The 18152-nt window shown below is 71.4% G+C and carries 20 protein-coding genes; 14 read left to right on the top strand and 6 right to left on the bottom strand.

Translation table 11 applies throughout. From position 1 onward, the window contains the following. The first annotated feature begins 110 nt into the window (after positions 1 to 110). Complete coding sequence (locus tag OFY01_RS07545) at positions 111 to 296, top strand: hypothetical protein (protein WP_266597576.1); 186 nt, start codon at positions 111 to 113, stop codon at positions 294 to 296. An 83-nt stretch (positions 297 to 379) separates the two neighbouring features. Here the strand turns inward: OFY01_RS07545 and OFY01_RS07540 are convergent, their stop codons facing one another. Then, positions 380 to 1180: a site-2 protease family protein gene (locus OFY01_RS07540; RefSeq protein ID WP_266597574.1), complete on the bottom strand. Its 801-nt coding sequence runs from the start codon at positions 1178 to 1180 to the stop codon at positions 380 to 382. 142 nt (positions 1181 to 1322) lie between these two features. On the opposite strand from OFY01_RS07540, the gene OFY01_RS07535 reads away from it, so the two are divergent. After that, a complete protein-coding gene (locus OFY01_RS07535) occupies positions 1323 to 4907 on the top strand; it encodes an AfsR/SARP family transcriptional regulator (protein WP_266597572.1) in 3585 nt (1194 codons plus the stop codon). Positions 4908 to 4962: 55 nt separating this feature from the next. Here the strand turns inward: OFY01_RS07535 and OFY01_RS07530 are convergent, their stop codons facing one another. The 3 genes from OFY01_RS07530 to panB all read right to left on the bottom strand — a co-directional run bounded on the left by OFY01_RS07530 (position 4963) and on the right by panB (position 7894). Then, the gene (locus OFY01_RS07530) at positions 4963 to 5805 is read right to left on the bottom strand and encodes an ABC transporter permease (RefSeq protein ID WP_266597570.1); all 843 of its coding nucleotides are present in this window, start codon (positions 5803 to 5805) and stop codon (positions 4963 to 4965) included. Further along, positions 5802 to 6824, bottom strand: a complete 1023-nt coding sequence (locus tag OFY01_RS07525) for an ATP-binding cassette domain-containing protein (RefSeq protein WP_407700293.1) — start codon at positions 6822 to 6824, stop codon at positions 5802 to 5804. The genes OFY01_RS07530 and OFY01_RS07525 overlap by 4 nt, the downstream gene beginning before the upstream one ends. A 182-nt stretch (positions 6825 to 7006) precedes the next feature. Continuing rightward, positions 7007 to 7894 (bottom strand): 3-methyl-2-oxobutanoate hydroxymethyltransferase, encoded by an 888-nt coding sequence (gene panB / locus OFY01_RS07520; RefSeq protein ID WP_266597567.1) that lies wholly within the window; start codon positions 7892 to 7894, stop codon positions 7007 to 7009. 243 nt (positions 7895 to 8137) lie between these two features. Between panB and OFY01_RS07515 the strand changes: the two genes are divergently transcribed. From OFY01_RS07515 to OFY01_RS07505, 3 genes are all read left to right on the top strand, one after another. Next, complete coding sequence (locus OFY01_RS07515; RefSeq protein WP_266597565.1) at positions 8138 to 9733, top strand: DHA2 family efflux MFS transporter permease subunit; 1596 nt, start codon at positions 8138 to 8140, stop codon at positions 9731 to 9733. 126 nt (positions 9734 to 9859) lie between these two features. Continuing rightward, a complete protein-coding gene (locus tag OFY01_RS07510; RefSeq protein WP_266597563.1) occupies positions 9860 to 10534 on the top strand; it encodes a TetR/AcrR family transcriptional regulator in 675 nt (224 codons plus the stop codon). 176 nt (positions 10535 to 10710) lie between these two features. Further along, entirely contained in the window at positions 10711 to 11733 is a 1023-nt protein-coding gene (locus tag OFY01_RS07505; RefSeq protein WP_266597561.1) for an endonuclease/exonuclease/phosphatase family protein, read from the top strand. A 258-nt stretch (positions 11734 to 11991) separates the two neighbouring features. On the opposite strand, the gene OFY01_RS07500 is transcribed toward OFY01_RS07505, so the two are convergent. Continuing rightward, a complete protein-coding gene (locus OFY01_RS07500; protein WP_266597559.1) occupies positions 11992 to 12891 on the bottom strand; it encodes a hypothetical protein in 900 nt (299 codons plus the stop codon). Between the two features lie 139 nt (positions 12892 to 13030). Beyond that, positions 13031 to 13522, bottom strand: coding sequence for a hypothetical protein (locus OFY01_RS07495; RefSeq protein ID WP_266597557.1), 492 nt, complete (start codon positions 13520 to 13522; stop codon positions 13031 to 13033). A gap of 149 nt (positions 13523 to 13671) precedes the next feature. On the opposite strand from OFY01_RS07495, the gene OFY01_RS07490 reads away from it, so the two are divergent. The 9 genes from OFY01_RS07490 (at position 13672) to OFY01_RS07450 (ending at position 18152) form a co-directional block, all read left to right on the top strand. Next, positions 13672 to 13920, top strand: a complete 249-nt coding sequence (locus tag OFY01_RS07490; protein ID WP_266597556.1) for a helix-turn-helix transcriptional regulator — start codon at positions 13672 to 13674, stop codon at positions 13918 to 13920. A gap of 118 nt (positions 13921 to 14038) precedes the next feature. Beyond that, on the top strand, positions 14039 to 14227 hold the full coding sequence (locus OFY01_RS07485) for a hypothetical protein (RefSeq protein WP_266597554.1): 189 nt from the start codon (positions 14039 to 14041) through the stop codon (positions 14225 to 14227). An 81-nt stretch (positions 14228 to 14308) separates the two neighbouring features. After that, positions 14309 to 14533, top strand: coding sequence for a hypothetical protein (locus OFY01_RS07480; RefSeq protein ID WP_266597552.1), 225 nt, complete (start codon positions 14309 to 14311; stop codon positions 14531 to 14533). Further along, complete coding sequence (locus tag OFY01_RS07475; protein ID WP_266597550.1) at positions 14526 to 14867, top strand: LapA family protein; 342 nt, start codon at positions 14526 to 14528, stop codon at positions 14865 to 14867. The genes OFY01_RS07480 and OFY01_RS07475 overlap by 8 nt, the downstream gene beginning before the upstream one ends. Next, entirely contained in the window at positions 14864 to 15193 is a 330-nt protein-coding gene (locus OFY01_RS07470) for a hypothetical protein (RefSeq protein ID WP_266597548.1), read from the top strand. The genes OFY01_RS07475 and OFY01_RS07470 overlap by 4 nt, the downstream gene beginning before the upstream one ends. Next, a complete protein-coding gene (locus OFY01_RS07465; RefSeq protein ID WP_266597546.1) occupies positions 15193 to 15663 on the top strand; it encodes a hypothetical protein in 471 nt (156 codons plus the stop codon). Before OFY01_RS07470 ends, OFY01_RS07465 begins: the two co-directional genes overlap by 1 nt. A 499-nt stretch (positions 15664 to 16162) precedes the next feature. Further along, on the top strand, positions 16163 to 17104 hold the full coding sequence (locus tag OFY01_RS07460; protein ID WP_266597544.1) for an AAA family ATPase: 942 nt from the start codon (positions 16163 to 16165) through the stop codon (positions 17102 to 17104). Beyond that, positions 17101 to 17643 carry a Holliday junction endonuclease gene (locus tag OFY01_RS07455; RefSeq protein ID WP_266597542.1) on the top strand — a complete coding sequence of 181 codons (543 nt, stop codon included), beginning with the start codon at positions 17101 to 17103 and terminating at the stop codon, positions 17641 to 17643. Before OFY01_RS07460 ends, OFY01_RS07455 begins: the two co-directional genes overlap by 4 nt. Further along, complete coding sequence (locus OFY01_RS07450) at positions 17640 to 18152, top strand: hypothetical protein (RefSeq protein WP_266597541.1); 513 nt, start codon at positions 17640 to 17642, stop codon at positions 18150 to 18152. Before OFY01_RS07455 ends, OFY01_RS07450 begins: the two co-directional genes overlap by 4 nt.

Below are 18152 nucleotides of genomic sequence, written 5' to 3'. Positions count from 1 at the left end.
ATGACGACGTCCGGGGTCCGTTCGGGGCCCGGCGGGGGCATGGGGGACACTGGTCGGCGAACACCGGCGTATCACCGCCGCACCGCCGTGCCGTATTGGAGCCGCCCCCCATGCCCCGCATCGCTCTCTTCGCCCTCGTCCTGTGCGTCCTGGCCGTCGTGGCGGCGGTGGTCTCCTTCGTACAGGGCAGTTTCCTGGGGATCGTGTGGGTGCTGATCGCGGGCGTCACGTCGAACATGACCTGGTTCTACGCGCGCAAGGCGAAGTCCGAGAAGGCGGCGCACAGGCCCGCCTAGCCCGGCGAAGCCGCCCCAGACCCGCGGCGCCAGACCTGCGGCGCCAGACCTGCGGCGCCAGACCTCCCCGTCAGACCTCCCCGTCAGACCTGCGGCGTGCCCTGCCAGAACCGGTAGAACTGCTGCCCCCAGTACGTGTCCCAGTCGCTGACGCCCAGATCGCGCAGCACCGCGTGGACCAGGTCGAAGAACCACTGGTTGACCGACGGGATCCACAGGAACGCGAAGACGGCGAGCAGCCCGAACGGCGCGAACGGCTCCACCTGGCGGCGGACACCGTGCGACAGCCAGGGTTCGATCACCCCGTACCCGTCGAGCCCCGGCACCGGCAGGAAGTTCAGGATCGCCGCCGACACCTGCAACAGCGCGAGGAATCCGAGCGCGAAGCGGAACACGGCGGGCACCCCGTCGAGCGCGTGCAGCCAGAACGGGGCCGTGCACACGATCGCGAACAGCACGTTCGTCAGCGGTCCCGCCGCCGAGATCAGGCTGTGCCTCCAGCGGCCCCGGATCCGGTTCCGCTCGATGAAGACGGCGCCGCCGGGCAGACCGATCCCGCCCATGATCACGAAAAGGACCGGGAGCACGATGCTGAGCATCGCGTGCGTGTACGCGAGCGGGTTCAGGGTCAGATAGCCCTTCGCGCCGATCGAGATGTCGCCGCTGTGCAGGGCGGTGCGCGCGTGCGCGTACTCGTGCAGACAGAGCGAGACGATCCACGCGCCCGTCACGAACAGGAAGACGGCGAGGCCGGGCTGCGAGGCGAAGCCCGCCCACACCGCCCAGCCGGACACGGCCGTGACCGCGGCGATGCCGAGGAAGACGGGGCTGATCCTGTTGTGGCCGCCGCCGGTGCGACCGCGACGGGACGGGGCGGTGATCATGGACGGGGCTCCTGGGGTGACGGGGGTGAGGGACGGGGACAGCGCCACTGAACGTACCCGCCGTAGCGGGAAACGTGTCGGGCGAGGGGCGAGTTCCTCGCGCCGCCGCCCGCTCTCCCGACCCCTCGGGGACAATGGGCCCGTGCGCTACCGCATCCTCGGCATCACCCAGGCACTCCACGACGACGGCACGGCCGTTCCCGTCGGCGGGGCGAGGCTGCGCGCCCTGCTGACCGTCCTCGCGCTGCGGCCGGGACGCGCCGTGCCGGGCGCGGTCCTGGCCGACGAGATCTGGGGCGCGGACGGGCGGCCCGCCGACGTGCCGGGCGCGTTGCAGGCCCTCGTCGGCCGGCTACGCCGGACGCTGGGCGCGGGAGCGGTCGTGTCGGTCGACTCCGCGTACCGGCTCACGGCCACGGCCGACGACGTCGACCTCTTCCGGTTCGACCGGCTCGCCTCCGACGGTGTCCGGGCGCTCGACGACGGCGATCCGGGCAAGGCGCTCGCCCTGCTCGACGAGGCGCTCGCCCTGTGGCGGGGCCCCGCCCTCGCCGACCTGCCCGACCGTACCGCCGAAGCGGCCCGCTGGGACGCCCGCCACCTCGACGCCCGCCGCGCCCGCCTCGCCGCCGAGGTGGCGCTCGGCCGGGCGGAGGCGGTGCTGCCCGAACTGACGTCCCTGTGCGACGCGCACCCGCTGGACGAACCGCTCCAGGCGCTCCGGCTGCGCGCCCTGCGCGACGCGGGCCGCGCCGCGGAGGCCCTGGCGGCGTACGACCGGATACGCACGACCCTGTCCGACGCCCTCGGCACGGACCCGAGCCCGGAACTACGCTCCCTGCACGCTCAGTTGCTGGCCCCGTCCGACGACCTGACAGGCGCGCGCAGCCGCGCCGCCGCCTCGAACGGCCCGCTGCCCGGCGCGGCGGTGCCGCCGAGGCACACCCCGGCGCGGCCGCCCACACCGGACGCCCCGAACCCCGTCACCCCCACACCCACCGCTTCAACATCTGCGGCCTTCGCGCCTGCGCCCCCCGATCGCGGCGCTTCCGTGCCTGCCGCCCCCGTGCCTGGCGCTTCCGTGCCTGCCACTCCCGTGCCTGGCGCCTCCGCGCCTGCCGCCCCCACGCCTGGCGCTTCCGTGCCTGCCACCCCCGGCCCCGTCGCCGCCCCAGCCACCCCGCCCCCCGGCAACCTCCGTGCCCGCCTCACCTCCTTCGTGGGGCGCGGTGCCGATCTGGAGGCCATTCGGGGCGAGCTCAGGCGTGCCCGTCTGGTCACCCTTCTGGGGCCGGGGGGTGCGGGCAAGACGCGGCTCTCCCAGGAAGCCGCCGAAGGGCTCGCCCGGAGCGGCGACGGTGCCGCGCCGGACGGCGTCTGGCTCGCCGAGCTCGCGCCGGTCACCGACCCGGACGCCGTCCCCGAGGCCGTCCTCGGCGCGCTCGGGGCCCGCGAGACCGTGCTGCGCGGCGCGGGCGCGGAGGAACTGCGGGTGGCGGGCGAACGGCACGGCGACGACCCCCTCGTACGCCTCGTCGAGCACTGCGCGGGCCGCCGCCTCCTGCTCGTCCTCGACAACTGCGAGCACGTCGTCACCGCGGCGGCCGCCCTCGCCGAGCACCTGCTCGCCCACTGCCCCGGCGTCACCGTCCTCGCCACCAGCCGCGAACCCCTCGGCGTACCCGGCGAGTCCCTCCACCCCGTGGAGCCGCTGCCCGAGCCGTACGCCCTGCGGCTGTTCGGCGAGCGCGGCGCCGCCGTACGCCCCGGATTCGACCCGGCCCAGGACGAGCCCACGGCCGCCGCCGTCGCCGAGATCTGCCGCCGCCTCGACGGGCTCCCGCTCGCCATCGAGCTGGCCGCCGCCCGGCTGCGGATGCTCACCCCGCGCCAGATCGCCGACCGCCTCGACGACCGGTTCCGCCTCCTCACCTCCGGAGCCCGCACCGCCCTGCCCCGCCAGCAGACGCTCCGCGCGGTGGTCGACTGGTCCTGGGACCTGCTCGACGACGCCGAACGCGCCGTCCTCGCCCGCCTCTCCGTCTTCAGCGGGGGCTGCGACCTCGCCGCCGCCGAAGCCGTCTGCGGCCCCCACACCCTCGAAGCCCTCGGCTCCCTCGTCGACAAGTCGCTCGTCGTCGCCGCGCCGGACGACAGCGACCGCCCCGGCCGCCCCGGCGAGATGCGCTACCGCCTCCTGGAGACCGTCGCCGAGTACGCCGCCGACCGCCTCACCGAGGCCGGCGACCGCACCGCCGCCGAGCGCGCCCACCTCACGTACTACCGCGAACTCGTCCGCACCACGGACCCGTTGCTGCGCGGCGCCGGGCAACGCGCCGCCATCGCCCGCATCGAGCGCGACTACGAGAACGTACGCAGCGCCCTGCGCCGAGCCGTCGCCGACCGGGACGAGCAGGAGGCGCTCTGCCTGGTCCTGTCGCTCTCCTGGTTCTGGCAGATGCGGGGCCTGCGCACCGACGCGCGGAACTGGTCGCGGGAGGCCGGGGCGCTCGGCCCCGACCCGTTCGCGGGCCCCGTACGCCCCGCCCCACCGCTGCACACCAGTTGCACCGAGAACCCGCCGCCGCTCACCGGCGACCTCCTCGACGAGGCCCGCCGCGAGGCCCACCTCACCCGGCTCGCCTACATGGACATGGAAGTGGACATGTGGCAGAGCGAGGAGGGCCAGGCCCGTCTGCGCGCCATCACCGAGACCTACCATCCCGGTCTGCCCCAGGCATGCCGGCCGCCCGGCAGCCTCTGGTACTACGCGGTCATGATGTCCGGCGACACGGGCCGGCTGAGCGAGCTCACCGACGAAGCGGTGCGCACCTGCCGCGCCCTCGGCTACGAGTGGGAGCTCGCGCTCACGCTGCACCTGCGCGCCAACGTCCTCGCCAACACCGCCGTGTCCGCCGATGCCGGGCTCGCGTACGCCGACGAGTCGATCGCCCTGTTCTCCCGGCTCGGCGACGAGTGGGGCGTCGCCGAGGCGTTGTCCGCGCGCGGAGAGTGCCACGAGCGGCTGGGCCGGTACGCGGCGGCGGGCGACGACTACACCCGCGCCAAGGAGGCCGCCGAGAGTCTGGGCGCCCACGCCCAAGCCGCCATCCTCAAGGTCCGGCTCGCCCAGGTGGCCATCGAGGAGGGGCACGCCGAGCGCGGCGAGCGCATGCTGTGGGAGGTCCTCGACCCGGAGCACCGGCACACCCACGAGGCCCATCCGGCCGCCCGGATGTTCCTCCTGACCCACCTCGCGCTCAGCGGCCGCACCGCCGAGGCCCGAGAACAACTCGACCTCATGCGCAGCGAGTCCAAGGCCATGGAGTTCGTCTTCTTCCGCGGAATGAGCGCCGGGTTCGAGGCGCTGATCGACGTGCTCGACGGACGCGCCGAGGCCGCTCTGCGCAACGCGAGGGCCGCGCTGGAACTGGCCCTCGACAGGCTGGCCCTGGTGATCGTCCCGCACCTGGCCTCGCTGCACCTGCTGACCGCGGCCCGCGCGCTCGTCCTGCGTGCCGGGGACGGTGACGCCGCCCTCGCGGCGCGGCTCGTCGCCGCGGCCGACGCGGCGCTGCCGCCCATGCACGTGCCGGCCCGCATGGAGCGCGAGTGGCGTGCCGGAGCCGAGGCACGGGCGCGGGCGGTGCTGGGCGACGCCGCGTACGAGAGCGCGTACGCCGAGGGCGGTGGCCTCACCGCGGAGGAGGCCACCGCCCTGCTGTGACGCGTACCGAATCGACAGGCGGTACGTCGGACAGGCAGACCGTAGGTCGGCTCGTTCAGCTCTTCTTCGTGAACTTGCGGATCGCGACCGGCGCCATGACCAGCGTCAGTCCCGCCGTCCAGGCGAGCGTCACCGTCAGGCCGTGGGCGATCGGGTGGCCGCCGCCGAGCATCAGACCGCGCGCCGCGTCCGCGAGCCCGGACATCGGGTTGTACGTGGTGAAGCTCTGCAGCCAGCCGGGCATCGAGCCGGTCGGCGCGAAGATCGACGAGCCGAACTGCAGCGGCATCATCACCAGGAAGCCCATCGCCTGCACGGACTGGGCGCTCTTCATGGTCACACCGAGCACCAGGAAGATCCACATGACGGCCGAGCCGAACAGCGCCGACAGGCCGACGGCGGCGAACAGGCCGCCCCAGTGGCCGTTGATGTCGAAGCCGACGAGGACCGCCACGACCATCACGACCGAGGTGGCGACCAGCAGGCGCAGCAGCTCCACCGAGACCTTCGCGATCAGGACCGACGCGCGGCCGATGGGCAGGGACCGGAAACGGTCCATGATGCCCTTGTGGAAGTCCTCGTTGAAGCCGGTGCCGACGGCCTGCGCGATGTTCATGCTCATCATCGCGACCATGCCGGGGATCACGTACTGGACGTAGGCGTCCTGGCCGCCGCCGAGGGCCTGGCCGATCGAGCCGCCGAAGACGTAGACGAACAGCAGCGTGAAGACGACGGGCATCAAGATCGCGTCGAACATCGACTCCGGGTCCTGCCTGATCCACAGCAGGTTGCGGCGGATGAGCGCGCCGGTGTGGCGCAGATGACCGCGCAGGCCGATCTTCGGGTCGGCGTCGACCCTGATGGTGGGGGCGGCGGGGGACAAGGTGGTGGCGCTCATACGGCGACCTCCTCGAGCTCGGGCCTGGCGTCCTGCGGAGTGGACGCCTTCTGGCCGGTGATGGAGAGGAACACCTCGTCCAGGCTGGGCAGTTCGGTGGCGATCGAGCCGATCGTGATGCCGCGCGCGGTGACCGCGCCGACGACGGCCGTGAGCTGCTCGTCGCTGAGGACCGGCACGAGGACCGTGCCGGACTCGGGGTCCGCCGTGGACGTGGCCAGGCCGGTCAGGCCCGACTCGTCCAGGGCGGCGGCCAGCGGGCGCAGCTCCCGCGGGTCGGCCGGGCGGACGCGCAGGGTGCGGCCGCCGACCTTCGCCTTCAGCTCCTCGATGCCGCCGCTGGCGATGACCTTGCCGCGGTCGATGACGGTCAGCTCGGAGGCCAGCTGCTCGGCCTCCTCCATGTACTGGGTGGTGAGCAGGACGGTCACGCCGTCTCGCACCATCGCCTCGACCTCGTTCCACACCTCGTTGCGGGTACGGGGGTCGAGGCCGGTCGTCGGCTCGTCCAGGTAGAGGACGTGCGGGCGGCCGATCATCGAGGCGGCCAGGTCGAGGCGGCGGCGCATGCCGCCGGAGTACGTGCGGGCGGGGCGGGTCGCCGCGTCGGTGAGCGAGAAACGCTCCAGGAGGGCGTCCGCGCGGGAGCGGGACTCCTTGCGGGACAGGTCGAGCAGGCGCCCGATCATGTACAGGTTCTCGCGGCCCGAGAGCTTCTCGTCGACCGAGGCGTACTGCCCGGTGAGGCCGATCACGCGGCGCAGCTGCCGCGGCTGGCGCACCGCGTCGTAGCCGGCCACGATCGCGGTGCCGGCGTCGGGGGTGATCAGGGTGGACAGGCAGCGGACGAGCGTGGTCTTGCCGGCGCCGTTGGGCCCGAGCACGCCGAGGACGGTGCCCTCGTGCACATCCAGGTCCACGCCGTCCAGGGCCTTGGTCGCACCGAAGTGCTTGACAAGGCCCCGCACGGACACGGCGACCTGGCGGTCGCTCGCGGAGGTGTTGTCGATTCGCGTCATGCCCACCAAGGTGTCAGCCGCCACCGACAACCCACCGACAGATCACCGACAGCCCACCTACGGATACCGACAGCCGCCGATATATCGCCGACAGGTCTCGCTGCGACGCGCGCCGGTCCGCCCCTACAGCACGCGGCCCGCCGACGGGGGAAGATCGGCGGGCCGCGGTCGTGCCGCTGTGGCTAGTGGACGGAGTGTTCCTCCAGAGGGAACGTTCCGCCGATCACGTCCTCGGCAAACGCCTGCGCCGCGTCGGACATGACCGACCGCAGGCTTGCGTACTGCTTCACGAAGCGCGGCATCTTGCCACCGGTCAGGCCCAGCGCGTCCGTCCACACCAGGACCTGCGCGTCCGTGTCGGGGCCCGCGCCGATCCCGACGGTCGGGATGTTCAGGACCCGGGTGACCTCCGCGGCGAGTTCGGCCGGAACGAGTTCCAGTACGACCGCGAACGCGCCCGCGTCCTGGACCGCCTTCGCGTCCCGCAGCAGCTGCGCCGCCGCTTCCTCGCCGCGGCCCTGTACCCGGTAGCCCTGGGTGTTGACGGACTGCGGGGTCAGGCCGATGTGGGCCATGACCGGGATGCCGGACTCGACGAGCAGCCGGATCTGGTCGTACGAGCGCTCGCCGCCCTCCAGCTTGACCGCGCCGACGCCCGCCTCCTTGACCAGGCGCATCGCCGAGCGCAGCGCCTGCGTGGGGCCCTCCTGGTAGGAGCCGAAGGGCAGGTCGCCGACGATCAGGGCGCGGCTGGTGCCGCGGACCACGGCCGCCGAGAGCATGGTGAGCTGGTCCAGGGTGACCGGGACGGTCGTCTCGTAGCCGAGGTGGCAGTTGCCCGCCGAGTCGCCGACGAGGAGGACGGGGATGCCGGCCTCGTCGAAGACCGACGCCGTCATCGCGTCGTAGGCGGTCAGCATGGGCCACTTCTCGCCGCGCTCCTTGGCGAGGCCGATGTCCCGCACGGTCAGGCGACGGCTCGTCTTTCCGCCGTACAGCGCCTTGGGGTTGCTGCTGCCGGACGGCTGCGGCGCGGACTCGTTCCGCGCAGCCGAAAGCTGCTGCGTCATCGCAACGCTCCTTCATGTCGTCTCGAGGCGCCCTCACGGCGTCCCCGGATCGCCTCCCATGGTGGCATCGCGTGCCGCCCGCGCGCCAGGGGACCCGGTCCCCGTGACGGTGCGCAACGGTCCGTGTCGCAGCGCGCGGAGTTCCGTGAAGCCCCGCAAAGCCTCGTAAAGGCTCGGTAACGCTTCGAGCGTTCGTTCAAATACGAGACGGTTCCGTATCGAAATGGGTTTAGGCTCGTACGCATGACCAATCCCGCCGTTCCGCAGGCCCCGCGCATACCCGAGGCCGTGCACCGCCGTCGGTGGGCGATCCTCGGTGTGCTCATGCTGAGCCTGCTGATCGTCGTCCTCGACAACTCGATCCTCAACGTCGCCATCAAGACCATCTCGACCCCGGCGCCGACCGGCATCGGGGCCACCCAGAGCGAACTCGAGTGGGCGATCAACGCCTACACGCTCGTCTTCGCCGGGCTCCTCTTCACCGCCGGGCTCCTCGGCGACCGTCTCGGCCGCAAGAAGGTGCTCCTCGGCGGGCTCGCCGTCTTCGGACTCGGATCCGCGATGGCCGCCGAGTCCGGCTCACCGGCCCAGCTCATCGCCTTCCGCGCGGTCATGGGGCTCGGCGCCGCCTTCGTCATGCCGGCCACGCTCGCCGTCCTCATGAACGTCTTCGAGCGCGAGGAGCAGCCCAAGGCCATCGGCATCTGGGCGGGCGGCGTCGGCCTGGCCATCGCCATCGGGCCGATCACCGGCGGACTGCTGCTCGACCACTTCTGGTGGGGCTCGGTCTTCCTGGTCAACGTGCCGATCGTGATCCTCGCCATCGTGCTGATGATCGTGCTCGTGCCCGACTCCAAGGATCCCAGGCCGGGCCGGATCGACCCCGTCGGCGTCCTGCTGTCCATCGTCGGTCTCGTCCTGCTCGTCTACGGGATCATCAAGGGCGGTGACAAGGGCGACTTCGCCAACGCCACCGTCCTGTCGACCATCGCCGCGGGCCTCGTCGTCCTCGTAGGCTTCGTCGTCTACGAGAAGCGCTGCGACCACCCGTCGATCGACATCGACTACTTCAAGAACAAGGTCTTCTCCGCCGCGATGGCCGCCATCGCGCTCGTCTTCTTCGCCCTCATGGGCATCACGTTCTTCTCCGTGTTCTACACGCAGAGCGTGCGCGGATACTCGCCGCTGCAGACCGGAGCCCTGATGCTGCCGCTCGCCGCCGCCCAGCTGATCTTCGCGCCGCGCGCCCGGCTCGTCGTCGCCAAGATCGGCGTACGCGCCACTACGACCGGTGGCCTCGTGCTCCTCGCCGGCATGCTCGCCGCGTTCAACATCCTCGACAAGACCACGCCCATCTGGATCCTCGAGGTCATGTTCTTCCTCATGGGTACCGGCATGGCGCACGTCATGACCCCGACCAGTGTGGTGATCATGCAGGCGCTGCCGCGCGAGAAGGCCGGTTCCGCCTCCGCGCTCAGCAACACCTTCCGCCAGGTCGGCGGCGCGCTGGGCATCGCCGTGCTCGGCTCCGTGCTCGCCACCGCCTACCGCGGCGGCATCGAGAGCAAGCTCGGCATGCTCCCGGCCGGGCTGCGCGAGACGGCGGGCTCGTCCATCGAGGCGACGCTGGGCGTCGCGCAGAAGCTCGGCCCCAAGGGGCAGGCGCTCGTCGGCCCGGCCAACGACGCCTTCCTGCACGCCATGCACGTCACCGCGCTGTGGGCGGCGGGTGTCGCGCTGCTCGGCGCCGTCGTCACCGCGGTGTTCCTGCCGGGCAAGGCGCCGGCCCGGCCGGCCCCCGACGGCGATGTGCAGGAGAAGGTCGGCGCGGGCAGGTAGCCCTGGCGGAAGGGGAAGCGGGGGAGAGGAGAACAGCCCTGGGAGAATCGCTCCGGAGACCGGAGACCGGAGACCGGAGACCGGAGACCGGGGGGCGGGAGACCGGGGGTCGTAGGAAAGGCGGAAATGGTGGAGACCCAAGAGGCGACGACCGCTCGACGGGCGCGGTACGGCGGTCGGGCCCAGGGCGTGCCGGAACGCGGCGCTCCGGCGCGGGGCAGGCCGCGCAGTGAGGCCGTGGAACAGGCCATCGTCGAAGGGGTCGTCCAGCTCATCGAGGACGGAGTGCCGCTCGCCGAGCTGTCCATCGAGCGCATCGCCCGCACCGCCGGAGTGGGCAAGGCCACCATCTACCGCCGCTGGAAAGGCCGGGAGGCGCTCTTCGTCGACGTCGTGGCCTCCATGGAGGTGCCGGACGCGGTGCTGCCCGGCACCTCCATGCGCGACGACCTGATCCGTCTCCTCGAACACATGCGCAGGCGCGGCCTCAACATGCGCTCATCGGCGCTGCTGCACAACGTGTTCGCGCAGATGAAGACCCTGCCCAAGCTGTGGGACGCCTACCACGAAGTGGTCGTCGAACCGCGCCGCCGCGTCATGTACGACGTGCTGCGGCGCGGCCTGGCCGACGGCGAACTCGCGCCCGGCACGGACGTCGAGCTCGCGGCCGACCTGTTCACCGGACCGATGCTGCTGCGCAGCGTCATGCGCCCCGACGGGCCGCTCGCCGAGGACCTCGCCGAACGCATCGTCGACGGCGTCCTGACCGGCCTGCGCACGCAAGCGCCGACAACTGCCTGACACCCCGCCGAATATGCGGGTTTCGTCACAGAGTCCGTCATGCCCCTGGCGTCCGGAACTTCGAACACCGATCCGCTCGTCCTCGTGGCCGTACGGATGTGATGGAGCACCGTCGCCGATCGCCTAGTGTTTTCCGGGCGGGGCGGCGGGACGGCAGGCAGTGAGGCGACGAGGGCATGGCGCAGGCGCACGGCGGTGGATACGGCGACGGAACGGTGCGGCACACCGGACCGGGGGCCAGAGTCCGGCGCTTCGGCGAGCGACTGCGCACCGACCGCGGCTACTGGCGGCGTGGCGTCGTCGTCGCCGTGCTGGCGGCGCTGCTCGCGCTCGTCATGCTGGTGCACGCCCACATCCCCAACACCATCGGCAATCTGGGCTCCTTGACCGAGACGTTCCTGCCCTGGCTCGGGCTGCTCGTCCCGGTGCTGCTGGTCCTCGCTCTCGTACGGAAGTCGGCGACCGCCGTGCTCGCGGTGCTGCTCCCGGCGATCGTCTGGTTCAACCTCTTCGGCGGGCTTCTGACGCACAAGCAGCACGGCGACGGCGACCTCACCGTCGCCACCCACAACGTCAACGCCGACAACCCGGACCCGACCGGCACCGCCAGGTCGGTCGCCGCCTCCGGCGCGCAGATCCTCGCCCTGGAGGAACTGGCCGCGCGTGACGTGCCCACGTACGAGAAGGCGCTCGCCGCGACGTACCCGTACCACAAGGTGGAGGGCACCGTCGGTATCTGGAGCCACTACCCGCTCTCCGGTACCGAGCCCGTCGACATCAAACTGGGCTGGGTCCGCGCGCTGCGCACCACCGTCACCACACCGCACGGCCGGGTCGCGGTGTACGTCGCGCACATGCCGTCCGTCCGCGTCAAGCTGCACTCGGGGTTCACCGCCAGCCAGCGCGACACCAGCGCGAACGCGCTCGGCCGCGCCATATCCCGTGAGAGGCTCGGCAAGGTGATCCTGCTCGGCGACCTCAACGGCACCATGAATGACCGGGCGTTGAAGGCCGTGACCTCCCAGATGCGCTCCACGCAGGGCGCCACCGGCACCGGCTTCGGCTTCAGCTGGCCCGCGTCGTTCCCGATGGCCCGCATCGACCAGATCATGGTCAAGGGGATCGAACCCAGGTCGTCGTGGACGCTGCCGAGGACCGGGAGCGACCATCTGCCCATCGCGGCCCGTCTGGAGCTGTGAGGCAGCGGTCCATGTCTTCGTAACCTCGCGGGACACTGGGTGCGGGACACTTTGTTCCGTGCGTAAACTTATGGACTCCGGCCCCCGGACTCCGCTCGTCCCCACCACCCCAGGAAGATGCTTCATGCCTCTCGCCCTGCTCGCCCTCGCGGTGGGCGCCTTCGGCATCGGCACCACCGAGGTAGTCATTCGCCTGTGGGTAAAAACTGCGGCCGCCCCCGTATTCCGGTGACGGCCGCAGCCTGTGGTCAGCGATCTTCAGCCGTGGGCGCCCTTCCCGTGGGCAGCCGCGGCAGGACCTGGCTTGGGTCTGCCCCGCGCCTGACCGGGGGGCGCGGAGGGCCTGCTGTGGCCGCCCTCTCTGCTCTGGCCGTGAGGGGCAGGTTTGGGCGAGCTGCCGCGGTTGCCCCCCTCGCCTTTCCGGCTGCCTCTGCCATGCGGGGCATGCTGGTCGCTGAGCCGGTGGGTCCTGGGGGGAGCGGTTCGGGCGGGATCGGGGCTGCCGGCCACCACGCTCGGGAACGGCGAGAGTGTGAAGGCTTCTGACGGGCTGACGCTCGGCAAGCTGTCAGGGGAGGGCGGCTGGGTGAGCGCGCCGGTGGTCGGGCTGCTGCTGGGCGTGGGCGAGGTCTGGTGCCGAGTGGGCCGGGTGTAGGGCGAGGCCAGGCCGGTGGGGGCGGAGGCGGGCGCCTCGCTGTCTTCGGCGCTCCAGGGCTGCATGGTGATCAGGGCGGCCGTGGCCGAGGTGACGGCGACGCCTGCCACCGCTGTGGTGGCCTGGGCGGTGTGGAGGCGCAGCGCCTGACGGACGATCGTGGTGACGGACGTCAGGGCTGCGGCGATGCCGCCGATGTGGAGCCCCAGGTGGCCTTTGCGCCGCACCGGCCGAGCCACCTCGGCCTGCGGCTCAGTGATCGGGGCGTAGCCATTTGCCACCGCCCTCTGTGGCAGGGGGTCGTCCCCGTGCCTGTCGTCATCCTCGTCTTGGGCGAGCAGCTGTCTCAGAAAATTCTCACGGGCACGCTGGGCGCGCATCTGCCTGTCGCACCGTGTGATCTGTCGCCTCAGCTCGGCGATTTCGCCGAGGAGGCGCCGCAAGAACAGACCCCCACAGATCATGATGCCGCCGAGCACGCTCGCGACGATGGCCAAAATCATGGCCGACTCCTGTCGCTCGTGCGTCGGTTCCCCATGCATAAATGCACGGGGAAGACGCATCGTGCGTCGGAAGTGACAGGGGGTCACTGCATATGCCAAGACCGTGACTTAACCGTGATGTGCGGTTCGGGCGATCGAACTAACCCGCATGGCGAGGGCGTTGAGGCCCCCGCATGCGGGCCCGCTGTGCCATGACCGCCTCGTAGTCGGCTGCCATCTCGCGCAGAACGGTCGCCCTGTCTTCGGGGTCCACGTCCTCCAGGGCTGCGTCGATCATGCGGCGTACGTGAGCGGGAGCCGATTGCAGCACCTCCGGCATGGCGGGCGCCCGCTGCGCGTCCTGGTGCTCCATCTCCCGCAGGATCGCGGCGGCCTCGCGATGGTGCTCCTCCAGTCGGTCGGAGGTGATCCCGACGGTGCGTGCCATGGCGGCCACCGTGGACGCCTTGCCGGGGACTCGCTTGCGCTTCTCGCCGCTTCCCCGGTAGCCGGCCTCGATCTGGCGCCAGCTGGATCCCGAGAAGCGGAACGGCATGTTCGCCGCCGCGGTTTCCGGGCTCCAGCCCTTGGCCTCGCGGGCGATGCGGATGAGTGTGCCGTAGCCCGGTGGGCTGAGGTCCTGGTTGTTCATCTGCTCCCCCTCGTGGGCGCTCGTACTTTCTCGAACTTTATTGAAGGGCGGCAGGCCGCGCGAGACCGTGCACGACTCCTTCACGGGTGACAGAAGATTTCAGGACTAGTCACTTGTGGCGAGTGATACAAAGTCGTACTGTCGTATGCATGAACGAAGACCCCGCGGAGTTCCGCCGTCGGCGGATAGAGGCTGGCTTGAGTCAAGCCGAACTCGCCAGGCGGGTCGGTCTCGGCAGGAGCCGCATCAACGACGTTGAGAAGGCTCGCCCCAGACGCGGACTCGCCCCCAGGCATCTGAAGGCGGTCGCCGAGATCTTCGGCTGTACCGTCCATGACCTCCTGGTGTCCAAGTCCGGCGACGAGCCCGGTGGCTCGGACTCCCGGAGCGTGGCCTGATGCGCGCCCGCATCGACGCCGTCTGCCCGTGGGTGTGCAACTGCGGCCATCGCAACCCGGTCTGGCGCGCCCAGTGCCGGGCCTGCGGTGCCGACAGGGAGTTCAAGGCAGGTGTCTCATGAGCAGAGAGGTCGTCCTGACCATCCAGCCTGGCGAGTCCGCTGACGACTTCATCAGCCGGATCGCCGACACCGCCCCCGAGCCGTCGCCCAGCGTCCTGGACCGCATCCGCACGCTGCTCGCCGTCGACGGGCCAGCCATCCCGCAGCAGACCGCCCCGTCGCGAGCGGTCCGCGCAGCCGCCTGAACGCACTGAGGGCCCGCCGGACGCACCCGACGAGCCCTCGGCCCACCCCACCCATCACCAGAACGAACCGAGGTGGACCCGATGCCCACCAGCATCGCACACACCAGCCCTGCGGCCCTGAGGCCGACGTTCGTCCCTCCTCTCGACGTCGCCCGCAGCACAGCCCGCCAGGTGCTCGACGAGGCGAACGCCCTCGACATGGACACCGCCAACTCCTTCGCCGTGGCACGCGAGTTCGGCGGCGTCTGCGAAGTCCTGCGGCAGGTCTTTGCCGCCCTCGACGCCGAGGAGGCGCGCCGTGCATGAACCGCTCACCGGCGACTACCTGAAGCGCACCCAGCAGGTCATCCTCGGCCTGCCCAACGGTCCTTGGAAGGTCGAGCCCAGCGAGCACGGCGAGCCGGACCGGGTCGGCCCGATCTCCTTCCTGGAGACCTGGTCCGATGACGAGCGCCTGCCCGTCATCGAGTTCATCGCCTTCGCCCGCGAGGCCCTGCCCGCCTACCTCGGCGAAGTCGCCCGCCAGCGCGACCGGATCCGGGCCCTGGAGCGCCGCGTGCGCCAGCTGGAGCAGGAACGGGTCCGCATCGGGCACTCCCGACCCGCCGTCGGCAACGAGCAGCAAGGACACCACGCATGAGCATCGACAGGCCCGCGCGGCGGGCGGACTACCGGCCCACCGCCGTCATCGACACCAGCGAACCTCTCACGGTGCTGCTGGAGCACTTCGCCAAGCAGTGGCCGCAGTACCAGCCCGTTGTCCACCGCAAGTCGGGCTACTACGGCGTCGTCCGCAACGACACCCCCGCGAACTTCCTGTACCGGTTCGACGGCAAGCCCGGCCGCATCTGCATCGCTCCCGGCGGCGAGACGTGGGTCTCTGTCGTGTGGGAGCCAGCTTCGACGTTCCCGGTGCGCGCCTGGGTGCCCGCCAGCCTCCTCAAGACCGTCCCCCGGAGGTACTGATGCGGTACGCGATCGTGAGCGCCGACGGCGAACTCACCCACCACGACGGCAACGTCGACTGGAACGAGGTCATCGGGCCGGAGGGCAAGGTGCGCGTCAGCCTGCCCGGCCTGGCCGTGACCGGATGGGTCAACGACGTGGGCCTGCTGCGCCCGCGCCGGTACCCGCGCAACATCGTCGGCTCGTGCGTGGTCGCCGCGCTCGGCGCCAACGTGCAGCCGTACGCCGGACCGGTCGTGTTCACCGGCTGGAACCCGGCCAACACGCCGCGCGGCCTGCTGGAGATCGAGTCGCTGCCCCAGCCCGTCGAGACCCTCGACACCGTGCACGGCGACGTCCTCAAGGCCCTCGCCGGTCAGACGCCACGCGACATGTCGCTGTCGTGGGCCGAGCAGATACGCGAGATCGCCGAGCACGCCCGCACCGCGCCCACCCCCGGCATCACGATCCGGCCGGTGAGGCTGGCATGACCGAGACCACCCGCTCGACATCAACGTCACCCGCCGGGCCCCGAGTGCCCGCTGCGGGATCGAAGGCCGGAGAGGAGCCGTCCTCTGCTCCGGCTCCCGTGACCCGGCCTGTGTCGAGCGGGTCCCAGACCGCGCGTCCGGCGTCAACGCCGTCCACCGCCGCCGACCTGTCCCCGGCCGCCGTGGAAGCCAAGGCGGGAGAGGGGCCGACCGAAGCTGCCCCGCAGACCCCGCCTGCGCCGGACGCGCCCCCCACCACCCGTCCGGCGTTTGCGTCGTCCGCCGCCGAAAGGACCGGCGCAGCGGAAGCGAAGGCGGAGGAGGAGCGACTTCCGCGCGCTGCTTGCGCTCCGGAGATCCCGCCTGCGCCGGACGGGTCCAAGAGCGCCGGTCCGGAGGCGCGTTGGCTCGCTTCCGGCCCGGCCGCCGCACCGCAGGTCATGACCCTGTCCCACGGGGCGGCATCCATCACCCAGCACCGCCCTGCCCTGGAGTCCCGATGAACACCCCCGAGCTGAAAACCCGCCAGCCCAGCGGAAAACCGTCCTGGCCGATCATCCTCCTCGCCGGTTGCGAGAAGGCTGGGAAGACGTGGTCCGCCGCCGAACTGAGCGCCAGCGACCTGGTGGACCGAACATTCTGGCTGGAGGTCGGCGAGGGCTCGGCGGACCTGTACGGGGCGCTGCCCGGCGCCCGCTACGAGATCGTCGAGCACGACGGCTCGTTCAACAACCTCGGTCTCATGACCCGGCTGGCTACCGAGCAGCCCTTCGACGACCAGCCCCATGCCCTGGTCGTCGACTCGATGACCGCCGTGTGGGACATGCTCGCCGACGAGCAGCAGCTCATCGCCAACCAGCGCGCGGTCCGGAAAGGCCGCGGCGGCTCCGGCGACGCCACGATCACGATGGATCAGTGGAACGCCGCGAAGAAGCGGTGGGGTCGCCTGCTGGACGTACTGCGCCAGCACAACGGCCCGGTCATCCTCATCGCCCGTCTCGAACAGGTCGCCGTCGTCGGCCCCGACGGCAAGCCCACCACGGACAAGACGTGGAAGATCCGCGCCGAGAAGAACCTGCCGTTCGAGGTCGACGCGATCGTGGAGATGCCGCGCCCACGCGAGGCGTACCTGACGGGCGTCCGCTCAGTCCGTCTCCAGGTCCCGCCCGGCGCCCACGTGCCCTACCCGGACTTCACCATCGAGGGCCTTCTACGGGACATGGGCTTCGGCGAACTGGAGACCTCGCCGCGCGCGTACGCGACCACGGACGCGGAGACGTACGCGGCGTCGATCGCCGGACCTGAGCACGAGCAGCTGCGCCGCGACGTCCAGACGTCCGAGCGGCCCGCGCAGCGGACCCGGCCGAAGCAGCCACAGACCGACGAGTGGACGACCACAGCCCCAGCCGCCGACGCGCAGGACGGAGCACAGCAGTCGTGACTGCTCCCCGTGTCCTCGGACTGGACCTGTCGATGACCGCCACAGGTGTCTGCCTCCCCGACGGCAGTACCCGCACGATCAAGACGAACGCGAAGGACGGCGACCGGCGCCTTCAGCACATCGTCGACCAGGTGGGCATCGCCCTCGACGACGGCGCCCATGGCCGGGACGCCTGCGACCTCGTCGTCATGGAAGAGGCACCGCCGGGCCTGAAGGGACCGGCCATCAAGGCCATCCACATGGTGCACGGCGCGATCCGCCTGCGGCTCGTCGACTTCAAGACGCCGTACGCCGTGGTCAACCCGACGGTACTCAAGGCGTACGCCACCGGTAGCACGTCGGCCGACAAGACCGCGATGGCCATGGCCGCCTTCAAGCGCACCGGCCGCGAGTTCGCCGACGACAACCAGTGCGACGCCGCGTGGCTGCGCTGGGCCGGACTCGACTGGCTTGGCCATCCCGAGTTCTCCCTGCCCGCCGCCCAGCGCGACCGGCTCACCAAGGCCAACTGGCCCGTCCCGAAAGGCAACCCCGCGTGACTCAGCTGAAGTTCGACGCCAAGGTCAGCGCGTCGGCCCAAGAGGCGCTGGAACCGCACGTGCGGCCCCTGTACGACCAGCCCGGCGGCCGTCGCATGGCCATCATCGAGTTCGCCGCGATCGAGCGCACCGAGCCCGCGCCCGGCACCGAGAAGGAGCCGAGCGTCAAGGTCCGCATCGTCGGCCTCGAACTGCCCAACCGCGAGCAGGAGGGCGCCGTCCGCGAGGCGCAGCGCTTCCTCCACCTCCAACGCACTGCGCGCGGGACCTTCGACGACGACGGCCAGCTCGAACTCTCCGAGTCCACGCTGCGCCTGACTGGCGGAATGCTCGCCTACCTGGAGACCGCCCGCCTGCGCGCCGGTCTCGCCCACTGGCGCGAGTACGCGCAGCGCCTGGTCCACGGCCCCGACCTGACCGTCACCGAGGTCCGGCACGAGATGCAGGCCCTGGCCGAAGGGCTGACCGCACTGCTGAACACCGCCAGCGACCACAGCGACGACGACTGA

Origin of the sequence: Streptomyces beihaiensis, from assembly GCF_026274175.1 — a bacterium.
GTDB lineage: Bacteria > Actinomycetota > Actinomycetes > Streptomycetales > Streptomycetaceae > Streptomyces > Streptomyces beihaiensis.
Note: the sequence above shows the minus strand (reverse complement) of the source record. Positions and strands in the feature narration are given on the sequence as shown.